18 protein-coding genes are annotated in these 20,188 nt (G+C 54.9%); 12 read left to right on the forward strand and 6 right to left on the reverse strand.

The genetic code is table 11. The features are described 5' to 3' along the window. Positions 1-27: 27 nt before the first annotated feature. Positions 28-1,170: a family 8 glycosyl hydrolase gene (locus ABIE48_RS04760; RefSeq protein ID WP_192715195.1), complete on the reverse strand. Its 1,143-nt coding sequence runs from the start codon at positions 1,168-1,170 to the stop codon at positions 28-30. Positions 1,171-1,475: 305 nt separating this feature from the next. Between ABIE48_RS04760 and ABIE48_RS04765 the strand changes: the two genes are divergently transcribed. The 5 genes from ABIE48_RS04765 (at position 1,476) to gdhA (ending at position 6,133) form a co-directional block, all read left to right on the forward strand. Next, a complete protein-coding gene (locus ABIE48_RS04765) occupies positions 1,476-2,054 on the forward strand; it encodes a TetR/AcrR family transcriptional regulator (RefSeq protein WP_192715194.1) in 579 nt (192 codons plus the stop codon). 125 nt (positions 2,055-2,179) lie between these two features. Continuing rightward, complete coding sequence (locus ABIE48_RS04770; RefSeq protein ID WP_192715193.1) at positions 2,180-2,734, forward strand: NAD(P)H-dependent oxidoreductase; 555 nt, start codon at positions 2,180-2,182, stop codon at positions 2,732-2,734. 54 nt (positions 2,735-2,788) lie between these two features. Continuing rightward, positions 2,789-3,502, forward strand: a complete 714-nt coding sequence (locus ABIE48_RS04775) for an SDR family oxidoreductase (RefSeq protein ID WP_192715192.1) — start codon at positions 2,789-2,791, stop codon at positions 3,500-3,502. A 132-nt stretch (positions 3,503-3,634) separates the two neighbouring features. After that, a complete protein-coding gene (locus ABIE48_RS04780; RefSeq protein ID WP_192715191.1) occupies positions 3,635-4,618 on the forward strand; it encodes a diaminopimelate dehydrogenase in 984 nt (327 codons plus the stop codon). A 150-nt stretch (positions 4,619-4,768) separates the two neighbouring features. Then, entirely contained in the window at positions 4,769-6,133 is a 1,365-nt protein-coding gene (gene gdhA / locus ABIE48_RS04785) for an NADP-specific glutamate dehydrogenase (RefSeq protein ID WP_483312681.1), read from the forward strand. A 186-nt stretch (positions 6,134-6,319) separates the two neighbouring features. Here gdhA and ABIE48_RS04790 read toward each other — a convergent pair whose 3' ends face one another. After that, entirely contained in the window at positions 6,320-7,576 is a 1,257-nt protein-coding gene (locus ABIE48_RS04790) for a cytochrome P450 family protein (protein WP_192715189.1), read from the reverse strand. A 241-nt stretch (positions 7,577-7,817) separates the two neighbouring features. Between ABIE48_RS04790 and ABIE48_RS04795 the strand changes: the two genes are divergently transcribed. Continuing rightward, complete coding sequence (locus ABIE48_RS04795; RefSeq protein WP_354518401.1) at positions 7,818-8,438, forward strand: TetR family transcriptional regulator; 621 nt, start codon at positions 7,818-7,820, stop codon at positions 8,436-8,438. Between the two features lie 264 nt (positions 8,439-8,702). After that, positions 8,703-9,848 carry an epoxide hydrolase family protein gene (locus ABIE48_RS04800; RefSeq protein WP_354518403.1) on the forward strand — a complete coding sequence of 382 codons (1,146 nt, stop codon included), beginning with the start codon at positions 8,703-8,705 and terminating at the stop codon, positions 9,846-9,848. A gap of 180 nt (positions 9,849-10,028) precedes the next feature. On the opposite strand, the gene ABIE48_RS04805 is transcribed toward ABIE48_RS04800, so the two are convergent. Both ABIE48_RS04805 and ABIE48_RS04810 read right to left on the reverse strand, forming a co-directional pair. Then, the gene (locus ABIE48_RS04805) at positions 10,029-11,006 is read right to left on the reverse strand and encodes an aldo/keto reductase (RefSeq protein WP_192715188.1); all 978 of its coding nucleotides are present in this window, start codon (positions 11,004-11,006) and stop codon (positions 10,029-10,031) included. A gap of 180 nt (positions 11,007-11,186) precedes the next feature. Then, the gene (locus ABIE48_RS04810; protein ID WP_192715187.1) at positions 11,187-11,804 is read right to left on the reverse strand and encodes a LysE/ArgO family amino acid transporter; all 618 of its coding nucleotides are present in this window, start codon (positions 11,802-11,804) and stop codon (positions 11,187-11,189) included. Positions 11,805-11,930: 126 nt separating this feature from the next. Between ABIE48_RS04810 and ABIE48_RS04815 the strand changes: the two genes are divergently transcribed. The 3 genes from ABIE48_RS04815 to ABIE48_RS04825 all read left to right on the forward strand — a co-directional run bounded on the left by ABIE48_RS04815 (position 11,931) and on the right by ABIE48_RS04825 (position 14,855). After that, positions 11,931-13,379 carry an aminotransferase-like domain-containing protein gene (locus tag ABIE48_RS04815; RefSeq protein ID WP_192715186.1) on the forward strand — a complete coding sequence of 483 codons (1,449 nt, stop codon included), beginning with the start codon at positions 11,931-11,933 and terminating at the stop codon, positions 13,377-13,379. 161 nt (positions 13,380-13,540) lie between these two features. After that, positions 13,541-14,380 carry an alpha/beta fold hydrolase gene (locus ABIE48_RS04820; protein ID WP_145160096.1) on the forward strand — a complete coding sequence of 280 codons (840 nt, stop codon included), beginning with the start codon at positions 13,541-13,543 and terminating at the stop codon, positions 14,378-14,380. A gap of 1 nt (position 14,381) precedes the next feature. Beyond that, positions 14,382-14,855, forward strand: a complete 474-nt coding sequence (locus ABIE48_RS04825) for a PAS domain S-box protein (RefSeq protein ID WP_192715185.1) — start codon at positions 14,382-14,384, stop codon at positions 14,853-14,855. Between the two features lie 58 nt (positions 14,856-14,913). Here ABIE48_RS04825 and shc read toward each other — a convergent pair whose 3' ends face one another. Continuing rightward, positions 14,914-16,842, reverse strand: a complete 1,929-nt coding sequence (gene shc, locus ABIE48_RS04830) for a squalene--hopene cyclase (protein ID WP_192715184.1) — start codon at positions 16,840-16,842, stop codon at positions 14,914-14,916. Positions 16,843-16,919: 77 nt separating this feature from the next. Further along, the gene (locus ABIE48_RS04835; RefSeq protein ID WP_192715183.1) at positions 16,920-17,831 is read right to left on the reverse strand and encodes an alpha/beta hydrolase; all 912 of its coding nucleotides are present in this window, start codon (positions 17,829-17,831) and stop codon (positions 16,920-16,922) included. Positions 17,832-17,967: 136 nt separating this feature from the next. Between ABIE48_RS04835 and ABIE48_RS04840 the strand changes: the two genes are divergently transcribed. Continuing rightward, the gene (locus ABIE48_RS04840; protein ID WP_192715182.1) at positions 17,968-18,819 is read left to right on the forward strand and encodes a helix-turn-helix transcriptional regulator; all 852 of its coding nucleotides are present in this window, start codon (positions 17,968-17,970) and stop codon (positions 18,817-18,819) included. Positions 18,820-18,953: 134 nt separating this feature from the next. Then, positions 18,954-20,183 carry an MFS transporter gene (locus tag ABIE48_RS04845; protein WP_192715181.1) on the forward strand — a complete coding sequence of 410 codons (1,230 nt, stop codon included), beginning with the start codon at positions 18,954-18,956 and terminating at the stop codon, positions 20,181-20,183. The last annotated feature ends 5 nt before the right edge of the window (positions 20,184-20,188 follow it).

Below are 20,188 nucleotides of genomic sequence, written 5' to 3' on the forward strand. Positions count from 1 at the left end.
GGTTTTCTAGTTTTCAGCTCTGCGTGTTTAATAAATACGATATTTTCCGCTTAGCGCCATGAGGCTAAAGAAATAAAGGCAGTTGTCGTAATATCGGCGAATGCCGGTTCTAAGCGGTGTGCTCCAGAACTTGTGAACAAAGGGGAGCGCATCTTCACCGTCGGCGGCCAGCGATGCCATCGCGTTGGTAGCCAACAGCCCGATGGGGTGCAGGGCCGGCTCTTCGAAAGGGCTCCCGTCGATGCGGTATCTTCGGTATTCGGAAGGCTCGATCTCCCGGAAAAACCGCTGAATCCGGTTGGACTGCCCGACCTGCCATGGGTCCTGGCGGAACCATTCCCAGTCGAGGGCAATGTTGGCCGCCACCCGGTACGCATCGCTGAAGAAATGGCGGTAATCGCCATGGGGCTGCGGTTCAGCCGGCGTGCCGTCATAATTCGCATACTCCGGAGACAGTCCTGTTTCGGGGTGACAGGCCAGATGCAGATAAGCCCGGCTGGCGACGGCAGCTTCTTTCCAGAAAGTCCGATCCCGTTCGTCGGCACGCTCGGCGAACAGCTCATAGAAATGGGGAAGGTGATAGGATGGATCGCTGAAGGGAGACTCTGGGATGAACTTGATCAGCTTGGTTGCAGGGTCCCACATCGGATCTCCTTCCTGGTCCCGGCCTTTATGGACGCAAGCGCGAAGAATCGTCCTCGCCTGCTCGGAGTAATCGTACGGCGGCAGTCCGTCGCCCCACCGGCTTGAAGCAAAGAACAGGGCCATTGCGTAGTATTCCTCCCCGTCAGGAGCGGGTCCAGGAGACAGGCGGGTGCCGTCCGGCTTGCAGTGCCAGGCGAAATAATCCTTGTAGCGTCCTTCCGTATGCTGCATATACGATTTGGAAAAATTCCAGAGCCGGTCGAAGATGTCTTTCTTATCCATCTGAACGGCCATCATCATGCCGTATGACATGCCTTCGGTGCGGACGTCCGAGTTGCCTGTATCCAGAACATAACCTTTATCCTCGCCAAGAGGAAAGTAGATTCGAACCTCAGGTGCACCGTCAAACAGGTCGTTCCACGCCTGGTCAAGCCTTGCGTCGATCTCCTCTTGCGAATAACCCGCTTCCAGGAATACATTCCGATATTGGCCGGTAAAAAACGCTCCTTGCATCGTTAGAGCCATAATAAACCTCCAGCAGTTAGTTTAAGCTTATCGTACCATAACGGGCACTCTAAAAATTAAAGCGTTTACCCTTCAAATTATAGATGTTCGTATTCCGATGTAAAAAAATAATACTTTACCGATCGTTCCCGATATGTTATGCTGAATTCGTAAATTAGAGGGTTCACAGCGTTCGAAGTAGAATGTGCATTCTCAAAATAGGCCATACTGTTTTAAGATAAGGGAAGGGAAAGCGGAGCGGAAAGCACAGACTTTTTATACCGATGATTCCCGAAATGATAATATAACGGAAGGAGGTGCACGGGGTGGCCAGAAGCAAAGAATTTGAGGAAAGCGCCGTTCTGGAGAAAGCGATGAAGCTGTTCTGGGAACAGGGCTACGAGAAGACATCCATGAACGACCTTGTTGAGCATATGGGCATTCACCGCAGAAGCCTGTATGATACGTTCACCGATAAGCACACGTTGTTCTTGAAAGCGATCGACCGCTTTGGGGAACGGTTCAACGCCAGAATGTCCGCAGGGGTTAAGCAGTCGGAAACGGCCGAACAAGCGCTGAAGTTTGTTTTCCAATACTTGATTCATGGGGATGAAGACGTTCCGCCAGGCTGCATGGTCGTGAACTCGGCCGTGGAACTGGGGATCCGTGATGAAGAGGTGGACGCAAAGGCGACCGAGGCATTTGCCAAGGCCGAGCAGCTGTTGAGGGAAATCGTATTTTGGGGGCAGCAAAACGGCGAGTTTACAAGGGAATATGAAGCGGAAGAATTGGCCGAGTACCTTCATAACGCTCTAGTAGGAATTCGAGTGATGAAGCGGACGTCTCTTCCCCTAGAAAAATTGGAGCGGATCGCAGAAGTATCGATACGCTTCGTCAAAAAATAAAAACATATTTTTTTTCATAATTTTAGAATGATTGTTCTCAAAACGACAGCGTTAAAAACTGTTTCGTGTGGATAGGATGGAGCACGATAAGGGGAATGATCATTCTCAAAAGGAGACGATTTGTTATGAAGACGTTAATTATTGCAGCCCATCCAGATTTAACTGCCTCCCGGATCAGCCGGGCCTGGACCGAAGCGGCACAACAGCAAGCAGAGACGACCGTACACCGGCTGTATGAAGCCTATCCGGACAAAAATATCGACGTAGCACGGGAGCAAAGACTGCTGGAGAGCCATGACCGGATTATTTTTCAATACCCGGTGTACTGGTACAGCACGCCGCCGCTCCTCAAACAGTGGTTTGATGAAGTTCTCACATACGGCTGGGCTTTCGGTCCTGGAGGGGACCGCTTGAAGGGGAAAGAGATCGGTATTGCCATCTCGACCTCGGGTACCGCAGCTTCGTACCAACCCGGAGGATACAACCTGTTCACAATCAGGGATATCGCAAAGCCGGTGGAAGCGCTGGCTAACTATGTTAGCGCCCGCTATCTGCCGCCTTTTGCACTGCATAACGCGCATCATGTGACGGATGAGCAGATCGCCGACAGCCAGGCCGCGTATGTCAAGCACTTGGTTGAGGCGCAGCCCGTACGATACGAAGCACTTGAAATCCATTGACCATTTCATAACAATGACCATTTTCATCAAAACAATAACAGGGAGGAAATAAAGATGAACAACAGCAAAATTGCACTTGTGACGGGAGCCAGCAAAGGAATCGGATTTGAGGTGGCCAAACAATTGGGGCAGCGGGGCATTACGGTATTAACGGCAGCACGGACGAAAGAAGCGGCGGATCAGACGGCGTCGGAGCTGCGTCAGCAGGGGATCGAAGCGGTCGGCGTTCAGCTGGAGGTGACGAATGAAGCCCATATTGCGGAACTTGCGAAGTGGATTGAAACGGAATACAGCCGGCTCGATATCCTGGTCAACAATGCAGGCGTCCACCTGGAAAAATCCGGATATGAAGGCGATGCTTTCAGAGATACGTTTGAAGTGAACACGTTTGCGCCTTATTTTATTACGGAGGCACTGCTGCCATTGCTGCTGAAGAGTGATGCAGGGCGGATCGTGAACCAAAGCAGCGCGCTCGGCTCGATGCAATTTATCCTGACGAACGAGCTGGCGCAGCGTATTGCAACACCCGCCTATTCAGCCTCGAAAGCGGCGCTGAACATGCTGACGGCCTTTTGGGCGCAAAAGACCAGCGGGACGAACCTGAAAGTAAACGCGGTGCATCCGGGGTTGGTTAAGACCCGCATGGGCGGTGACAAGGCCGAACTGACGGCCGAAGAAGGCGCGGTGACGGCTGTTCGGCTGGCAACGATACCTGAGGATGGACCGACCGGCGGATTTTTCTACATGGATGACAAGCTTCCGTGGTAAATGCTGCCATATATTAGCGAAAGCCCTTGAGAGATCAAGGGCTTTTTCTTATTCTTTCGTATTTTTGCTTTGCATATGACATCTCATGTCATATAATCAAAAGGATAATCAGAATAAGTGGAGGGACATCAAATGGCATCGAAAATCAGAATTGGAATTGTAGGCTATGGTAACCTTGGACGAGGCGTCCAGGCATCCATCGCGCAGAACGAGGATATGGAATTGGTGGCGGTATTTACGCGGCGTGACCCGTCGCAGATGCCTGCGGAAGCGGGCGTAAAATTTGAGCATGTATCGACGGTGGAACAATATAAAGGATCGATCGATGTTATGATTCTGTGCGGAGGATCCGCAACCGATCTTCCCGAGCAAACACCGGCCATTGCCGCCCAGTTTAACACGGTGGACAGCTTTGATACGCATGCCAAGATTCCAGAGTTTTTTGCAAGCGTGGATGCAGCGGCTAAAAACGGACAAACCGTCAGCGTCATTTCGACCGGCTGGGATCCGGGCTTGTTCTCCATGAACAGACTGCTCGCTGAGTCGATTCTCCCGCAGGGTAAGGAGTACACGTTCTGGGGTAAAGGCGTCAGCCAGGGCCACTCGGATGCCATCCGCCGCGTTCCCGGCGTTAAAGCAGGTGTACAGTATACCGTGCCAGTAGAAAGCGTCATCGAACAAATCCGCAGCGGTGAAACACCGGAACTGGCAACCCGCGAGAAGCACGTACGGATTTGCTATGTCGTTGCTGAAGAGGGTGCGGACCGTGCCGAGATTGAAAAGACGATCGTGAACATGCCTAACTATTTTGCGGATTATGATACAACGGTCCATTTCATTACAGAAGAAGAGCTGAAATCCGAGCACAGCGGCATGCCGCACGGCGGATTTGTGATCCGGAGCGGAGTGACCGGCCAAGGAACGAAGCAAATCGTCGAATTCAGCTTGAAGCTGGAGAGCAACCCGGAATTCACCGCAAGCGTATTGACCGCTTATGCCAGAGCGGCCGTCCGGTTGGCGAAAGAAGGAGCTGTTGGTGCCAAAACGGTATTTGATATCCCGCTCGGTTACTTATCCGCGAAAAGTGATGCGGAGCTGCGCCAGCAATTGCTGTAATTTTGCACCGATAAATGCATTTAATAGACTAAAAAAATATTTTTTATTGGAAAAAAACCCTAAACCTGCATTAGAATTTAGTGAAGCAAAGCGTTATAGTGCAAAAAAATGTGCGAAAAGTGCAAAAGGGGTTGGGTTATGAATAGTGTAATGGATACGAAGGGTTTAAATACAGCCGAAAAGTATGTTAACGATGTGTACAATTTAGTCGTTTCCCGGAATCCTTCCGAGGATGAGTTCCATCAAGCCGTCAAGGAAATCTTCGACTCGCTGGTACCTGTTCTTGCAAAACATCCGGAGTACATGGAAGAAGGCATTTTAGAGCGCATGGTCGAACCTGAGCGTCTTATTACGTTCCGTGTGCCTTGGGTGGACGATAACAACAAGATTCAGGTCAACCGGGGATTTCGGGTACAATTCAACAGTGCACTCGGTCCATATAAGGGAGGACTCCGGTTTCATCCTTCCGTCAATGCAAGCATCATCAAGTTTTTGGGTTTTGAGCAAATCTTGAAAAACGCATTGACCGGCCAGCCGATCGGCGGAGGCAAGGGCGGCTCCGATTTTGATCCAAAGGGCAAGTCGGACCGGGAAATCATGCGGTTTACCCAAAGCTTCATGACGGAGCTGTATAAGTATATCGGACCCGATGCAGACGTCCCTGCCGGCGACATCGGCGTAGGAGCACGGGAGATCGGGTACATGTTCGGGCAGTATAAGCGGATCCGGGGCGGCAACGAAGCCGGCGTGCTTACGGGCAAGGGCATCGGATACGGCGGAAGCCTGGCGCGAACGGAAGCGACCGGCTACGGATGCGTGTATTTCGTGGATGAAATGCTGAAAGACAACGATCTGTCCTTTGAGGGAAGCAAAGTCGTCGTATCCGGTTCCGGAAACGTATCCATTTATGCGATGCGCAAAGCGAAGGAGCTCGGCGCTACGGTCGTCGCGTGCAGCGATTCCAATGGCTATATCTACGACGAAAAGGGACTGGACATCGATATGGTTCAGCGCCTGAAAGAAGTAGAGCGGAAACGGATTAAAGAGTACGTCAATGAACATCCGGATGCCGTGTATGTCGAGGGCTGCCGTGACATTTGGACGGTTCCATGCGATATCGCGCTGCCTTGCGCCACGCAAAACGAAATCGACGAGGAATCGGCCGCTCTGCTCGTTAAGAATGGCGTGAAGGCGATCGGTGAGGGCGCAAACATGCCGTCCACCCTTCAGGCGATTGAAATTTTCCAGAAGAACGGTGTTCTGTTTGCACCGGCCAAAGCAGCGAACGCGGGCGGCGTTGCCGTATCCGCGCTGGAAATGGCTCAAAACAGTATGAGAATGTCCTGGAGCTTTGAAGAAGTTGATGCAAAGCTGAATGATATCATGAAAAATATTTATGCGAGCTGCGTTCAGGCGGCCGATGAATACGGATATCATGGCAATCTCGTCGTAGGCGCCAATGCTGCCGGATTCCGGAAAGTAGCGGACGCTATGATCGCTCAGGGGATCGTCTAAGTCCTCCCCGCAGCTTGGTAAACCAATCGAACTCATTTCACGATAAAAACCACGGATAAAGGATGGGATACCCTTCCTTTGTCCGTGGTTTTCTTTTTTATACGTTACGAACTAATCGGAGTACCACGGCTTCTTCCCGAATATGAAAAAGCCCTTGGGTCCCAAGGGCTTCACATGAATATGGATTTAAAAGGCCACAGGCAGGGCAGCCAGCCCTTGGGAGCTGAGCGTAAAGTTCCAAGGGACCTCATCCCGGGGAATGCCCAGCCGCAGGTTCGGCATGCGCTTCAGCAGCGTAGTAAAGGCGATGTCCCCTTCGATGCGGGCCAGCGGCGCTCCCAGGCACATATGGATGCCGTGGCCAAAGGCGAGATGCCGGTTGATCTGGCGCGTAATGTCCAGCTCTTCGGACTGGTCGAACTGGCGCTCGTCCCGATTGGCCGATTTCAGCACGGGGATCACGGCATCGCCTTTCTTGATGGACTGCCCGGCGAGCACGATGTCCTCCGTGGCAAAGCGGGGTCCGGCAATGGTGGCCGGCCCGTTGAAGCGCAGCAGCTCCTCAACGGCGGAAGGCACCAGGGTCGGCTCGGCCTTGAGCTTCTCCAGCTGCTCCGGATGATCCAGCAGCATCAGGCTGCCGGTGGCGATCAGGTTCGAGGTCGTTTCGTGGCCTGCAAAGATGAGCAGGGTGATCATCGACACAAGCTCGGTTTCCGAGAGCCGGTCTCCTTCCTCTTCGATCGCGATCAGCTGGCTGATGAGGTCGTCCGCAGGCAGCCGCCGTTTGGAAGCCACCAGCCGGGCGGTGTACTCACCGAAGGCGCGCATATTCTCTTCAACGCCCGGCTCGCGTCTTCCCAGTCCCAGCCCGTGGGCGAGAGCGGCCGACCAGGTATGTATCTGCTCCCGGTCTTCCTGGGGAACGCCCAGCATTTCGGAAATGACGTTGATCGGGAGCGGATAGGCGTAGTCCTTGACGAGGTCCATCCCGCCTTGCGCCTGGACATGGTCCAGCAGTTCGTCGGCGATTTCCTGCACGCGGGGACGAAGGCTCTCCATGTATCGCGGCGAGAACGCCTTGGATACGAGACTCCGCAGCCGCCGGTGGTCCGGGTCATCGACCGTGAGCATGGAGTGTCCGGTGAAAAAGGTGGGAGGTGCGGACGCATCCGAACCACCGGCCAAGCTCCTTCTGAAATCTTCATTCCCGTCGATCGAAGCGGGGTCCACCGTGAAATGGGCATGGTCTTTGAGCACCTGCATCGCTTCCTCCATCCGGGTGACCATCCACGCCTGACGATCCGGCCCGCCCATCGGAAACGGGATCGGAATGACGGCGTTCAATTCTCTCATCTGGGCGAATACAGGGAACGGATTGTCCCCGCTGACCCCGCTGAAAAGATTCAGCGCTTCCGGGGCAACGGAATCTGACGGATTCATCATCAAACCATCCTTTCATAAGCAGAGTATTTTGGCTTGCCGTAGCAGGACGGAGCTGTCTGTAGGTATGATCGAATGATTGAAATAAGCTGTGATTTCAGGTGGAATCATGAAATGGCCCGTCCCGAAAGGCTTGGGCATTCGTGTTCGCGCTGCCGTGTTCGTATTTTGCATTGTGGATTGCGCTTAAATCCAATATAATGTCACTGAGTGACAAAAGTCAATGAAGGAAGAATTCGAGATGAATCCTAAAGAAAACATACATCCCATAGAAGCGCCGGCAGGTTTGCGGGAGCGAAAAAAACGTCTGGCCCAGGCGGCGATTGAGGAAGCGGCGCTGCGGCTTTTTCAGCAGAAGGGCTATGAGCAGACCTCGATTCAGGACATTGCCGATGCGGTCACGATGTCGTCACGCACGTTCTTCCGGTATTATGCGTCCAAGGAGGAAGTGCTGTCGGGACCGATCCGCAGCACGCAGCTGGATGGGATCCGATACCTGCTGGAAGCGGAGCCTCCGGCATCACCCCATGCCGCCCTGCAGTCGGTCTTCGGTTACCTGGCCTGCCAATACGAGAAGCAGCGCCCGGGTCTTGTGCTCCGGTACCGGATTGCCGGGCAGACGCCCTCTATCGCGTCCTTATTTTTGTATACGCTGATGGAGGCGGAGCCGGCTCTTTGCGATGCGCTGTGCTCGAGGCTCGAAACCGGGGCGGACCGTGATGAAGTCCGGTTTCTGGTGGCCGTCTATATGGCGGCTCTGCGCGTCTCCATCGAGGAATGGCTGGAGCAGGGGGACGATGCGGATCTGGTGAATGTGCTGCATCGCCATATGGACCGGCTTTCTTCTATGCCGCCGGGTTGAAGTCATACAGTTAAGCGAAAAGTTTCCGCGGCTCCTGCGGAGTCTTTTGTTGATGTAACCGAAAAGTGCGGCCTGCTGTCTTCCGTACGAGGGGCTTACCCGGGAAAAAAGGAACTGCACAGGAACTAAAGGAACAATTCGGAACTCAGTCAGCGGGCTCCGACCATAATGTTGACTAATCAACGTTAATTGTTTATGATCGAAATTAAGTTGATAACTCAACAATGTATGGTGGCTGGCCCCATTTTGGAGGAGGAGATCGCTTTGAAATTGGATTTGACGCTCGATACTTCGGTAAGACCGTTCAGGATTGATGTTCCTCAAACAGCGCTCGATGACCTGCAGGAGCGTTTGAGCCGCACCCGCTGGCCGGATGAAATCCCGGGGACGGCAGGGAAATACGGTGCAGGACTGGATGGCATCCGGGAACTAACGGATTATTGGCAAAATAGCTATGATTGGCGCGCACACGAGGAGCGGATCAACCGCTATCCGCAGTACATGACGACCATTGACGGAGCCTCCGTTCATTTTCTGCATGTCCTCTCTTCCGAACCGGACGCGTTTCCGCTCATTCTTACGCACGGCTGGCCCGGCTCCTTCGTCGAATTTCTGGACATCATCGGCCCGCTAACCGATCCCAAGGCGTACGGCGGAAATCCGGAAGACGCGTTTCATGTAGTTATTCCATCTATTCCGGGGTACGGATTTTCCGGACCGACGACGGAAACCGGCTGGAATGTTCCGCGGATCGCACATGCCTGGGCGGAATTGATGAAGCGGCTTGGTTACGAGCGGTACGGGGCGCAGGGCGGCGATTGGGGATCGAATATATCCCGGACGCTGGCAGCCGTGGATCCGGAGCATGTCTGCGCCGTGCATCTCAACTATTTACCTTGGATGCCGAAGGAGGAGCCGGACGCTCCTACTGAAGAGGAGGCGCGCAGATTCGCCAAAATGAAAGCCTACCTGGCCCAGCCGGCGGGGCATATGGGCATCCAAGGTTCGCGTCCGATGACGCTGGCCTACGCCCTGAATGACTCGCCGATCGGACAATTGGCCTGGATTGCCGATAAATTTGCCGATTGGACGGATCCCCGGTACCCCGTCACGACCGACCAGCTGCTGACCAATGTGATGGTGTACTGGCTGACGGGCACCGCAGGTTCCGCCGCGCGGCTGTACTATGAAAACGCGCAGCTTAAAGGCCAGCCGATTCCTTGCCCGGCTCCCATAGGCGTCGCGGTGCTCCCGTACGATCTGATCCAGCCGGTCCGCCGGATTGCCGAGCGCCAGTACACCGTCGTGCATTGGTCGGAGTTCGACCGGGGCGGCCATTTCGCCGCCATGGAGGTACCGGATCAGCTTGCCGAAGATCTGCGCTCCTTCTTCCGGCAGTTCAGAGACTAATCAATAAACAGCAAGAACACACCTTGAAGCCTCAAGGTGTGTTCTCTATTGAAGGTATAAGAGAATATAAGCTTTTTCTAGTCAGACTGGCGCTGATTTTTAGCACTCGGAACATGTCCGGAAGGCAAAGCGCATCTGAATAGGATGAGTTCGATCAAGCAAGCTTTCTTTTACTGCGGGTTACCAAGCATAAGCCCGAGGGGCTTCTCCGCCGGGACCCGGGAAAATTTCGTCCAGGCGCGCCAGCACGTCTTCGCTCAGCTCGACCTCAACAACCCGGAGCGTCTGCTCGAACTGCTCCAGCGTCCGCGGTCCGATGATCGGGGCCGTCATCGCCGGATGCACGAGCGTCCAGGCGAGCGCCACCGTCGCTTCGGATTCGCCCAGCTCCTTGCACAGCTTCGAGAACTGCTCCAGCTGCGGGCGCAGCTTCTCAAGCCGCTCGGTCTGACGAGCAGTCCGCGATCCTTCCTTCGGGTTCAGGTTGCCGCCAAGCACGCCGCCGTCCAGCGGGCTCCAGGCGATGACGCCGATGCTATGCTCTTCCGCGGCAGGGAGCACTTCAAGCTCCGGCAGCCGGCAGAGCAGGCTGTATTTGTGCTGCTCGGACACCAGGCCGAGCAGGCCGCGCTTCTCCGCTTCGTACTGCGCCTTCACCAGGTCGCGGCCGGCAAAGTTGCTGGCGCCGACGTATCCGATTTTTCCCTGGTTCTGATGAGTTTGAAAAGCGTTCCAGAGCTCATCCCAGGACACGTTCCGGTCCACATGGTGCATTTGATAGAGCTCGATATGGTCCGTCTGCAGCCTGCGGAGTGAGCCTTCCAGGTGGCGGCGGATCTTGTACGCGGAAAGTCCCCCTTGCTCATTGGGATCCACGATAGGATGTTCCATGTTGCCGTATACTTTCGTGGCGAGCACGACTTTTTCCCGTCTTCCGCCGCCTTGGGCGAACCAGCGGCCGATGATTTCCTCGGTCCATCCGCGGTGCTCATTACCGCCGTAGACGTTAGCCGTATCGAAGAAATTGACACCTGCGTCGAGGGCTGCATCCATAATCTTGAAGGCTTCCTTCTCCTCGGTGCTTGGACCAAAATTCATCGTACCAAGGCAGAGACGACTGACCTTTAATCCTGTTTTTCCCAAATAGGTATACTTCACGTTTCAATTTCCTCCTTTTCCTGGTGGATTCGGTAACATTATAATTCTTCTTTCGGTTTCTGGTAAGCACTGAAAAAAAGTATACTAAGTGAATCTCGTGTTACTTGAGCCTGTTTGGACCTGCTTTGAACTAACCTGCGTTGACCTCATTGAACCCTCCGGATCCTTCGCTCTTCGTCATCATCCCCCAAACAGGCTGTAAGCCAAATAAGCGGCCGTAACCCACATAATGACGGCGGACAGCAGGTTCAGCCACGATCTGAGCCTGCCTGTCGAATCGAGGTTTCTGGCGGCCCGTCCCGCCGCGGCGAGTCCGGCGAACCATACCCAGGAGACGATGACGCATGCCGCGCCGAACGCCAGCTTTTCCAAGCCGGCATAGTTTAAGGAGCTTGTGCCTACCACGCCGACGGTGTCCAGAATCGCATGGGGATTGAGCAGGGATACCGATACGGCAAAAGCGGTTTGCTTTCGAGTCGATAAAGACCGGGTGTCCTCCCCGTTATGGACGGTCGGTTTGCTGGTTAACGTGACGTAACCCATGTACAGCAGGAAAGGAATCCCCAGCCCCAATAGGACCGTTCTGATCCAGGCATATTCGAGCACGACGACGGAAACGCCCATGATCGCCAGGGATATCAGCAGCGTATCGCAAAGGGAGGCGGCAATGACAGCCGGCAGTGCCCGGCTCAAGCGGGTGTGGGCGGCGCCTTGACCGAACACAAACAGATTTTGAACGCCGAGCGGCAAAATCAGCCCAAGGGCCAATATAAATCCGTGAAATAGGGCGTGTATCATATCATTCCTCCTGTAATGTCCCTATTTTATCGAAGGCGCCACTCTAGGTCTCCATCCAATTGGTTGGTTAAAGTCCCAACCAATCTGTTAGAATAAACGAAATCAATCATGATAGGAAGAGGGTCTATGCGTTACGAGGAATGGCATTTGGACAAGTCGTCTCCGGTGCCGCTTCACCGGCAGATTTACGAATATATGCAAGGGAAAATCATGAACGGGGAATGGCCTGTCGGCACGAGAATCCCTCCACAGCGGGAACTGGCTGCCCGGTTTCAAGTGAACCGCAGCACGGTGGTCTATGCGCTCGGAGAGCTTGCGGCCAATGGGCTCATCGAATCCAAGGTTGGACAAGGAACCGTGGTGGTCAACAATACGTGGAATCTGCTCGCGGCAGGTCCGGCTCCCGACTGGAACCGCTACGTCCGGGCGGGGGCTTATCCGCCTAACATCCAGTTGATCCAGCGGATTAACCAGGCCGAGGCCAGGGCGGACATCATCCGGCTTGGAACGGGGGAGCTGTCGCCTAAGCTTCTCCCTGCAGCCTATATGCAGGAAGTCATCGGGAAGGGGAGCGGCGTGCATTTGTCGCTGGGTTATTCCGAGCCGAAAGGAAGCCGGTTTCTCCGGGAGACGCTCAGCGAATATTTACGGTCCAAGGGAATCTCCGCTTCCCCGTCGTCGATTCTGATCGTGTCGGGTGCGCTGCAAGGATTGCAGCTGATATCGGTCGGTCTGCTCCAGCCCGGTTCGACCGTTCTGACGGAAACTCCGTCCTATCTGAACTCGATCCACGTGTTTCAGTCGGCAGGGATCCGGCTCGCCAGCGTTCCGATGGACCTGGAAGGGATTCGTCCGGATGCGGTGGGACCGGCTAAACGTCAGCATCAGGCGGGGCTGCTGTATACGATCCCGAGCTTCCATAACCCAACCGGACGGGTCATGTCAGGGAAGCGTCGGGAAGAGCTGATGAAGGCTGCGGCCTTGGAGCGGCTGCCGGTAATCGAAGATGACGTATACGGAGATTTGTGGCTGGACGCGCCGCCGCCCCCGCCGCTCAAGTCGGCCGATCCGCAGGGCCTTGTCCTCTATATGGGCAGCATGTCCAAAACGCTTGGCCCGGGACTGCGGATCGGCTGGGTGGCCGGGCCGGAACCGGTCATCGACCGACTGGCCGACATCAAAATGCAAACTGACTACGGCGCCAGCTCGCTGTCCCAATATGCCGTAGCGGAGTGGCTGAGCACAGGCCGGTACGAGCCGCATCTTGCCGATATCCGGCAGAAGCTGAAGCTGCGCAGAGATTTTGCCCTCTCGATCCTTCAGCAATATTTTCAAGATATGGCAACGTGGGAGATACCCGGAGGCGGGTTTTACATTTGGCTGCGGCTGCATGTTCCCATCCCGGTTCACCAGCTGTTCGAACAGGCCTTGAAAGAGGGGATCCTCTTAAACCCGGGGCAAATTTATGACCGGCATGACCGGCAGCATCTGCGCTTATCGTATGCGTATGCGTCCTCTCACGACCTGGAGCGGGGATTGATTCGACTGGCCGGAATGATTCGAGCGTATAGGTGAGGGTTCACCCTTGTGGTCCTGGATTTTGATTCCATCTTTCAAAAAGAATGGTTAATCTCTTGTCCCGAAGGATGAGTTTAGTAGTATAATGAAGTTTAGTGTCGAACGATCACCTTTCAAATTTAATTGAAAATAACTCTGTGTATACGGGAGGAAGCAACATGGACCATCAACAGATTCTCGTCCGTAACAACGTTCAGGTCACCGGCAGCGGCACGCAGTATTTGATTTTTGCCCATGGTTTCGGCTGCGACCAAAACATGTGGCGTTTTGTCGCACCTGCTTTCGAAGATCATTACAAAGTGGTCTTGTTTGATTTTGTCGGATCCGGCAAGTCGGACATTCGGGCGTATAATCCAGTCCGCTACGGCGATCTGGACGGATATGCCCAGGACGTGCTGGATATATGCGAGGCACTGGGGACGAAAGACGCGATTTTCGTAGGTCATTCCGTAGGTGCCATGATCGGCATCCTGGCTTCGGTCCGCAAACCCGAATATTTTGAACGGTTGGTCCTGGTCGGACCTTCGGCAAGATATATCAATGATCTCCCCGATTATATCGGCGGGTTCGAACGGGAGGACTTGCTGGCACTCTTGGATATGATGGATAAGAATTATCAGGGATGGGCGAGCTACCTGGCACCTGTCATTATGGGCAATCCCGGCCGGCCCGAATTGTCCGGCGAGCTTGAGCAGAGCTTCTGCGCAACCGATCCGAAGGTTGCCCGGCGGTTTGCCGAAGCGACGTTTCTTTCGGATTACCGGGAGGAGCTTGGAAAAGTGAAAGTGCCTTCCTTGATTCTCCAATGCGCCGAGGACGTGATCGCGCCGCTGGAAGCAGGGGCTTATATCCATACTCACATGCCGGGCAGCGAATTTCAGATCATGGATGCCACCGGCCATTGCCCGCACATGAGCCATCCCGATGAAACGATTCAGCTGATTCAAGGCTACTTGGCGTCGTCCAAAGCCGGGCAGACAAGCGAGTTTACACGGTAACATGGACGAGAGACTGGACCATGCGCCCTGCGGATATGTGTCCATGGCCGATAATCGCGTTATTCAGGAAGTCAACGCCACGCTGTGCCGCATGCTGGGATATGAGAAACGGGGCATTTGCGGGAGCAGCTTCGAATCGCTGTTGACCCGTTCCAGCCAGATTTTTTTTCAAATTTATTTTCTTCCGCTCATGAAGCTGAACCGGAGCGTTGAGGAGATGTACTTGACGTTTAAAACGAGCAGCGGTGAAGCCCTCCCAGTACTTCTTAACGCTTCGGCAGTGGAACGGCATGGCGAGTGGGTCTACGATTGCATGCTGATGCCCATGCGCCGGCGGATGGAATATGAACAGCAGATCCAGCAAGCCGAGAGCGCCACAAACCGGGCGCGGGAGGAACTTGAGAAGATCGAGAAACTGCTCCGGCAGAAACGTGATGAGTTGGAGCGGATACAGGGATCGTCTTCAATAGAATAAGTACAATACTGAATCATTTCAGTAAAAGTCGGTATGATAAAAAGCCGCCGGACTCTTGTCAGAGGTCCGGCGGCTTTGGTATTTCCCGGGCGGCATGGCCGTATTTCCGCTTGTAATGGCTCAGCGCCAAAAGCGGCCAAATGTACGGGTAACTATGGTAACGGGAGTAGAATGTGCCGGGAAGGCCGGCCCCCGTCGGATAGGCCGTCATGCCGCTGTCCTGCTGCAGCAGGGAGGACAGCCTTTGAATGCCCTGGTCCACGGAAGGTGACGGCTGCTCCTGTACGGCGATGAGCGCGTCCAAAGCCCAGGCCGTTTGCGACGGCGTGCTCGCTCCGAGGGGGACATAGCGCATGATTCGGTCGCTCCGGCAGGATTCGCCCCATCCGCCGTCCGGGTTTTGGATCTGCTCAAGCCAACGGACGCCTTTTTGGACCGCATCATGACCGGCCGGTACACCGGCAGCTGCCAGTCCAGTTATCGCCGCCCAGGTACCGTAGATGTAGCATACTCCCCAGCGCCCATACCACGAGCCGTCTCTTTCCTGATGTCGCATCAGCCAGCTTGCGCCCCGCTGGATGAACTCATGCCGCTTCGTCAAACCCGCAAAATGGCCGAGGTACTCCAGCGTCCGGCCCGTCAGATCCGCCTCGGAGGGATCGATGGCCGCGGACTTGGCTCCTTCGATTGCGAGCCAGGTCAGGATGTGCTTGTCGGTATCCTTTTCGAACGCCGGCCAGCCTCCGTCCCGGTTCTGCATCGACAGCACCCAATTCAGCCCGCGGCTCCAAGCTTCCCGGTACAGTGGGTCTGTTTCCGTTAGGCGGGATATCGCGCGCAGCGCCGCCGTTGTGTCATCCACATCCGGGTTGATCGTGTTCGACTCGGAGAATCCCCAGCCGCCGGGAGCCGTATCCGGGTTATGGAGGCTCCAATCGGCCGGTTTGTCCTGCTGCCGGGACAGCAGGTAGGAGGCGGCCTGACGGATGGCCGGATGATTCTCCGTAACCCCGGCCTCCTGCAGAGCATCGGCGATCAGGGCAGTGTCCCAGACGGTGGAGGGCGAATTCTGGATCGTAGTCGTCCCGTCCGCCTGACACTGCATGGCAGTCAGCCCTTTGACGGCATCGCTAATGACGGGATGCTCCCGCTCATAGCCCAAGGCAAGCAGCGCCAGAACCATCAGAATCGTGCTGCTTGCGTAGCTGTACAGGGTGCCGTCCGCTTCAATTCGATCCAGCATATACCGCTCGGCCCGTTCCACGGCGACTTCATGGATGAAACGCGGTGTACCGATCAGCCTGTTCATCCCTCGGCGGAATTCCGCCTGCATGTCCTCAAACTCCCTCGGCAGCGGATCGTCTTCGTCGGCGTCTCGGCGGGGTGCTGCAAGGTCAGAGAGGTCGGGAGCGTCCGGCGGAGAAACCGAAAATTTCCGGTCCGTCATGATCAGCAGCGGCGTGAGATGGACCCTGGAATACCCCGAAAATTCGAAAAAGTTGATCGGAAAATACGAGGGGAACAGCAGCACCTCCAGCGGGATCATAGAGATCGACCGGGGCCAGGGGCGCTGGCCCGTCGCTGCCAGGATCGCCTTGGTCAAAATGCTGTCGACCTTACCGATCCCTCCACGCGAAAGGATATACCGCTTGGCGCGCTGCATATGCTCCTCCTCCGGCCGGCTGTAACCGGAGCAAAGCAGGGCATAATAAGCCTCCACCGAAGCGGATAAGCTGCCCTCTTCCTCATCGGGATACAGCCTCCAGCATCCGTCAGGCTGCTGCTCTTTGCAGATCCGGTCGTGAAGCTGCCGGATGAGACCTTCCGGATCCGCCTCCAAAATACGAAAAAGGATGATAACGAAGGCGTCGATGCCGATTCCGTTTTCAAAGCAAAAACGCCAGGAGCCGTCCGGCTGCTGCGTCTTCAGGAGATAGGCCGTCAAACGCCCGATCTCCTCATCTACCGTACTTAGCCTATTGCTCATTTTGCCGCTTCCCTCCATTTGTTGACCATTGATAGCAATATATGTCGGCAGGGAAGGAGAAATGAGAAAGCCGCTGATTATACCAGGGTTTGCAGAAATCTGCGGATATCCTCGTAAACGAGGCGGCCGTCGTCGAACAGGTCGGTCATGGCGTAAAAGCCGTGGATCATGCCGGGATAACGCCTGAATGTGACTAAGCCCCCGGCCTCCGCAAGCCGTCTGCCATACGCTTCCCCTTCGTCGCGGACCGGATCATACTCGGCCGTGATGATTAGTGTCTGCGGCAGGCCGTCAAGCCGGCCCAGCATCGGCGATGCGAGCGGGTTCGAAAGGTCGGTGCCCTCCTTTAAGTAATGCTTCCTGAAGTAATCCAGCACGTTACGGTTTAGAAAATAACCTTCGGCAAATCGATCTTCCGATTCATAGCATTGCGAATAATCCGTGAGGGGGCAAATTAATATTTGCCCAGCAACATCGACTTGTCCCAAATCGCGCAGCTGTTGGGCAACTACGGCTGCCAGATTTCCACCGGCGCTGTCCCCCGCTAGGGTCAGCTTGGAGGGGGCAAATCCGAGCTCCCCGGCATGATCCGCCACCCACTTGGCGGCGAAGATGGCCTCTGTCGGGGCGACGGGAAAAGGATGTTCGGGAGCAAGCCTGTAGTCCACGGATACTACGGCACAACGGGTTACTGCCGCCAGCATGCGGCACATCGGGTCATACTTCTGCACATCGCATATGACGAAGCCTCCGCCGTGATAAAATACGATAACGGGCAGCGCGCCTTCCCGCTCTGGCCGGTAGATCCGCAGCGGCAGATCACCGTAAGGCCCCTCGATGCTCCTATCTTGGACCGATGCCAGCTCGAACGTATCTGAAATGACGGTTCCTGCGGCTATTTTGCGCAGCTCCACAGGATCCAGTGTGTGGGAGGGCGGCAGGGATGCCGTATCCCGTATGAATTTTTTGGCTTGTGCATGCAGTGTCATAGAATTCGTTCCTTCTTTCTTGATATTTGGTTAGGGGACATCATGGCTTGAAGCGAGATTAACATGCCGTTTATACTGAAGGCAGTAGCAAACGTAACTAGCATAAAAACTACCTGGATAGGAGTGGACTCGACCGATGGAAGCCGGTTTGAACCGAAAAGCGATCGGAGATTTCCTGAAAGCCCGACGAGCGCAGCTGACGCCAGAGCAGTTTGGACTGCCGCTGGGACATACGCGCCGCAGAACGCCAGGACTCCGCCGGGAGGAAGTGGCGCAGCTGGCCGACTTAAGCATTACTTGGTACACGTGGTTAGAGCAGGGCCGGGAAGTATCCGCGTCTCCCGAGGTATTGGATCGCCTGTCCTCTGCGCTCCAGCTGAGCCCTACGGAGCGTGAATATTTGTATCTTCTTGCGGGGAGGTATCCGGTACCATCCACGGATATGTCGGCATACAGGCTGTCGCCCGCCTTTATGAATTTGGTGACGAGCACGCCGTATCCCTTTTTCGTCATCGGACCGGAAAATCGCCTCATCGCCTGGAACGAGCTCGCCTGCGAAATTTTGACGGATTTTTCAGCGATACCTCCCGAGGACATGCAGATGCTCCGCCTTACTTTTATGCATCCTGCATTTCGGACCAAAATTATCAATTGGGAGCACTCGACCAAAATCGCGCTTTCCTTCTACAGGAAGCTGTACGACCGCTCGGCCGGTCAGCCTTGGTATACCCGGCTCATTGAGGAACTGACCACTGGCAGCAAAGAATTTGCCGAATGGTGGCCTCTTCATGAAGTAGCCGAAAAGAACGGCCTACGAATCGAAGTGAAGCACCCGGCAATGGGACACCTGCACTTTGAAATCATTACGTTTACCCAAATCAATGATCTGGAAAATCTGATGTGCTGCATCTATATGCCCCTGCCGGAGACACGTACGCCCGAAAAGCTGAAGGCATGGTTGAAGACTCGCCCCACTGCCCGCATGTAAGCGAATTTTTTTCGCCGAAGTGCGGGTTTCTTTTTGACCTGAATGTTCCTGTTAGTTTTTATACTAGTTAAAAATTTGATCTGGTTCCCTCTGCCTCCTTAACGTAATGTGAAATACCGAAAGGAGGCGTCTGTATGAAACCATCACCTGAAGTTCCCCGGCCTTTATCTTCACCGTTACGCCCTCTATTGGTGCTTTCCTTGTGCGCATTTGCCATCGGCATGGCTGAATTCGTCATCATGGGCATACTGCCCGACATCGCTTCGAACCTGCAGGTCACGATATCGGATGCCGGGCTGCTCATTTCAGGTTATTCGCTTGGCGTTGCCGTTACCGCCCCGCTCATCATGATATTGACGGGACGTTTGCCCCGGAAAACGCTGCTTCTCCTCCTTATGCTGCTGTTTATCATCAGCAACGCTTTGGCCGTATCCGCTCATGACTTCTCCGTGCTGATGACAGCGAGGATTTTGATGTCCTTGACGCACGGCTCGTTTTTCGGCGTGGCGACGGTCATGGCGGCTGAGATGGTGACCGCCGATAAGAGGGCTTGGGCGATATCCGTTCTCGTTAGCGGCTCTTCCATAGCGAACATCGCCGGCGTTCCCTTTGGGACGTGGGTTGGCCATGCCCTTGGCTGGCGTTATACGTTTGCAGCGATTGCCGTCATCGGGGCCGCGGCGCTGGCGGGACTCTTCCGGCTGCTTCCCGGCCATCTGAGCACCCGGACTGAGCCGCTGAAACGGGAGATCGGCGTTCTGGGCAAACCGGAAGTATTACTCGCGCTGCTGGTGAGTGCTTTATGTTTTGGCGGCGTGTTTATGACCTTTACGTACGTAGCTCCGATGCTGGAGCAGCTGGCCATGTTTGACGGCCGCTCCGTTTCGTGGATTCTGGTCTTGTTCGGCATTGGCGTAACCCTTGGCAATGTAGCGGGAGGGAGGTTGGCCGATTGGCGCTTGAGACCTGCGCTGATCGGAATCACTGCGGGGCTAGCAGTATGCCTCTTTGCCTTTACCATGACGCTGGAAAGCAAAATTTTTGCCGTGGCGGATATTTTTCTTCTGGGGGTGTTCAGCTTCGGCATTCTTCCCTGCCTCACCGTCCTCGTAATGAGCAAGGCAAAGGAAGCGCCAAATCTGGCGACGACCATGAACGTATCTGCGCTGCATATCAGCAACGCAGTGGGGGCCTGGCTGGGAGGACTAGTTATCGACAGCCGGTTTGGGCTTCGAGCAGTACCGCTCTTTTCCGGAGGGGTTACGCTATTGGGATTGACGCTGATCGTCTTCATGATCCTGCTGGAAACGAGGCGCAGAAGGATTCATCGAAAACAGCAGCAGGCGATTCCAGTGAAAAATTAGGAAGG

The sequence above is a fragment of the Paenibacillus sp. OAE614 genome, from assembly GCF_040546645.1.
Lineage (GTDB): Bacteria > Bacillota > Bacilli > Paenibacillales > Paenibacillaceae > Paenibacillus_AQ > Paenibacillus_AQ favisporus.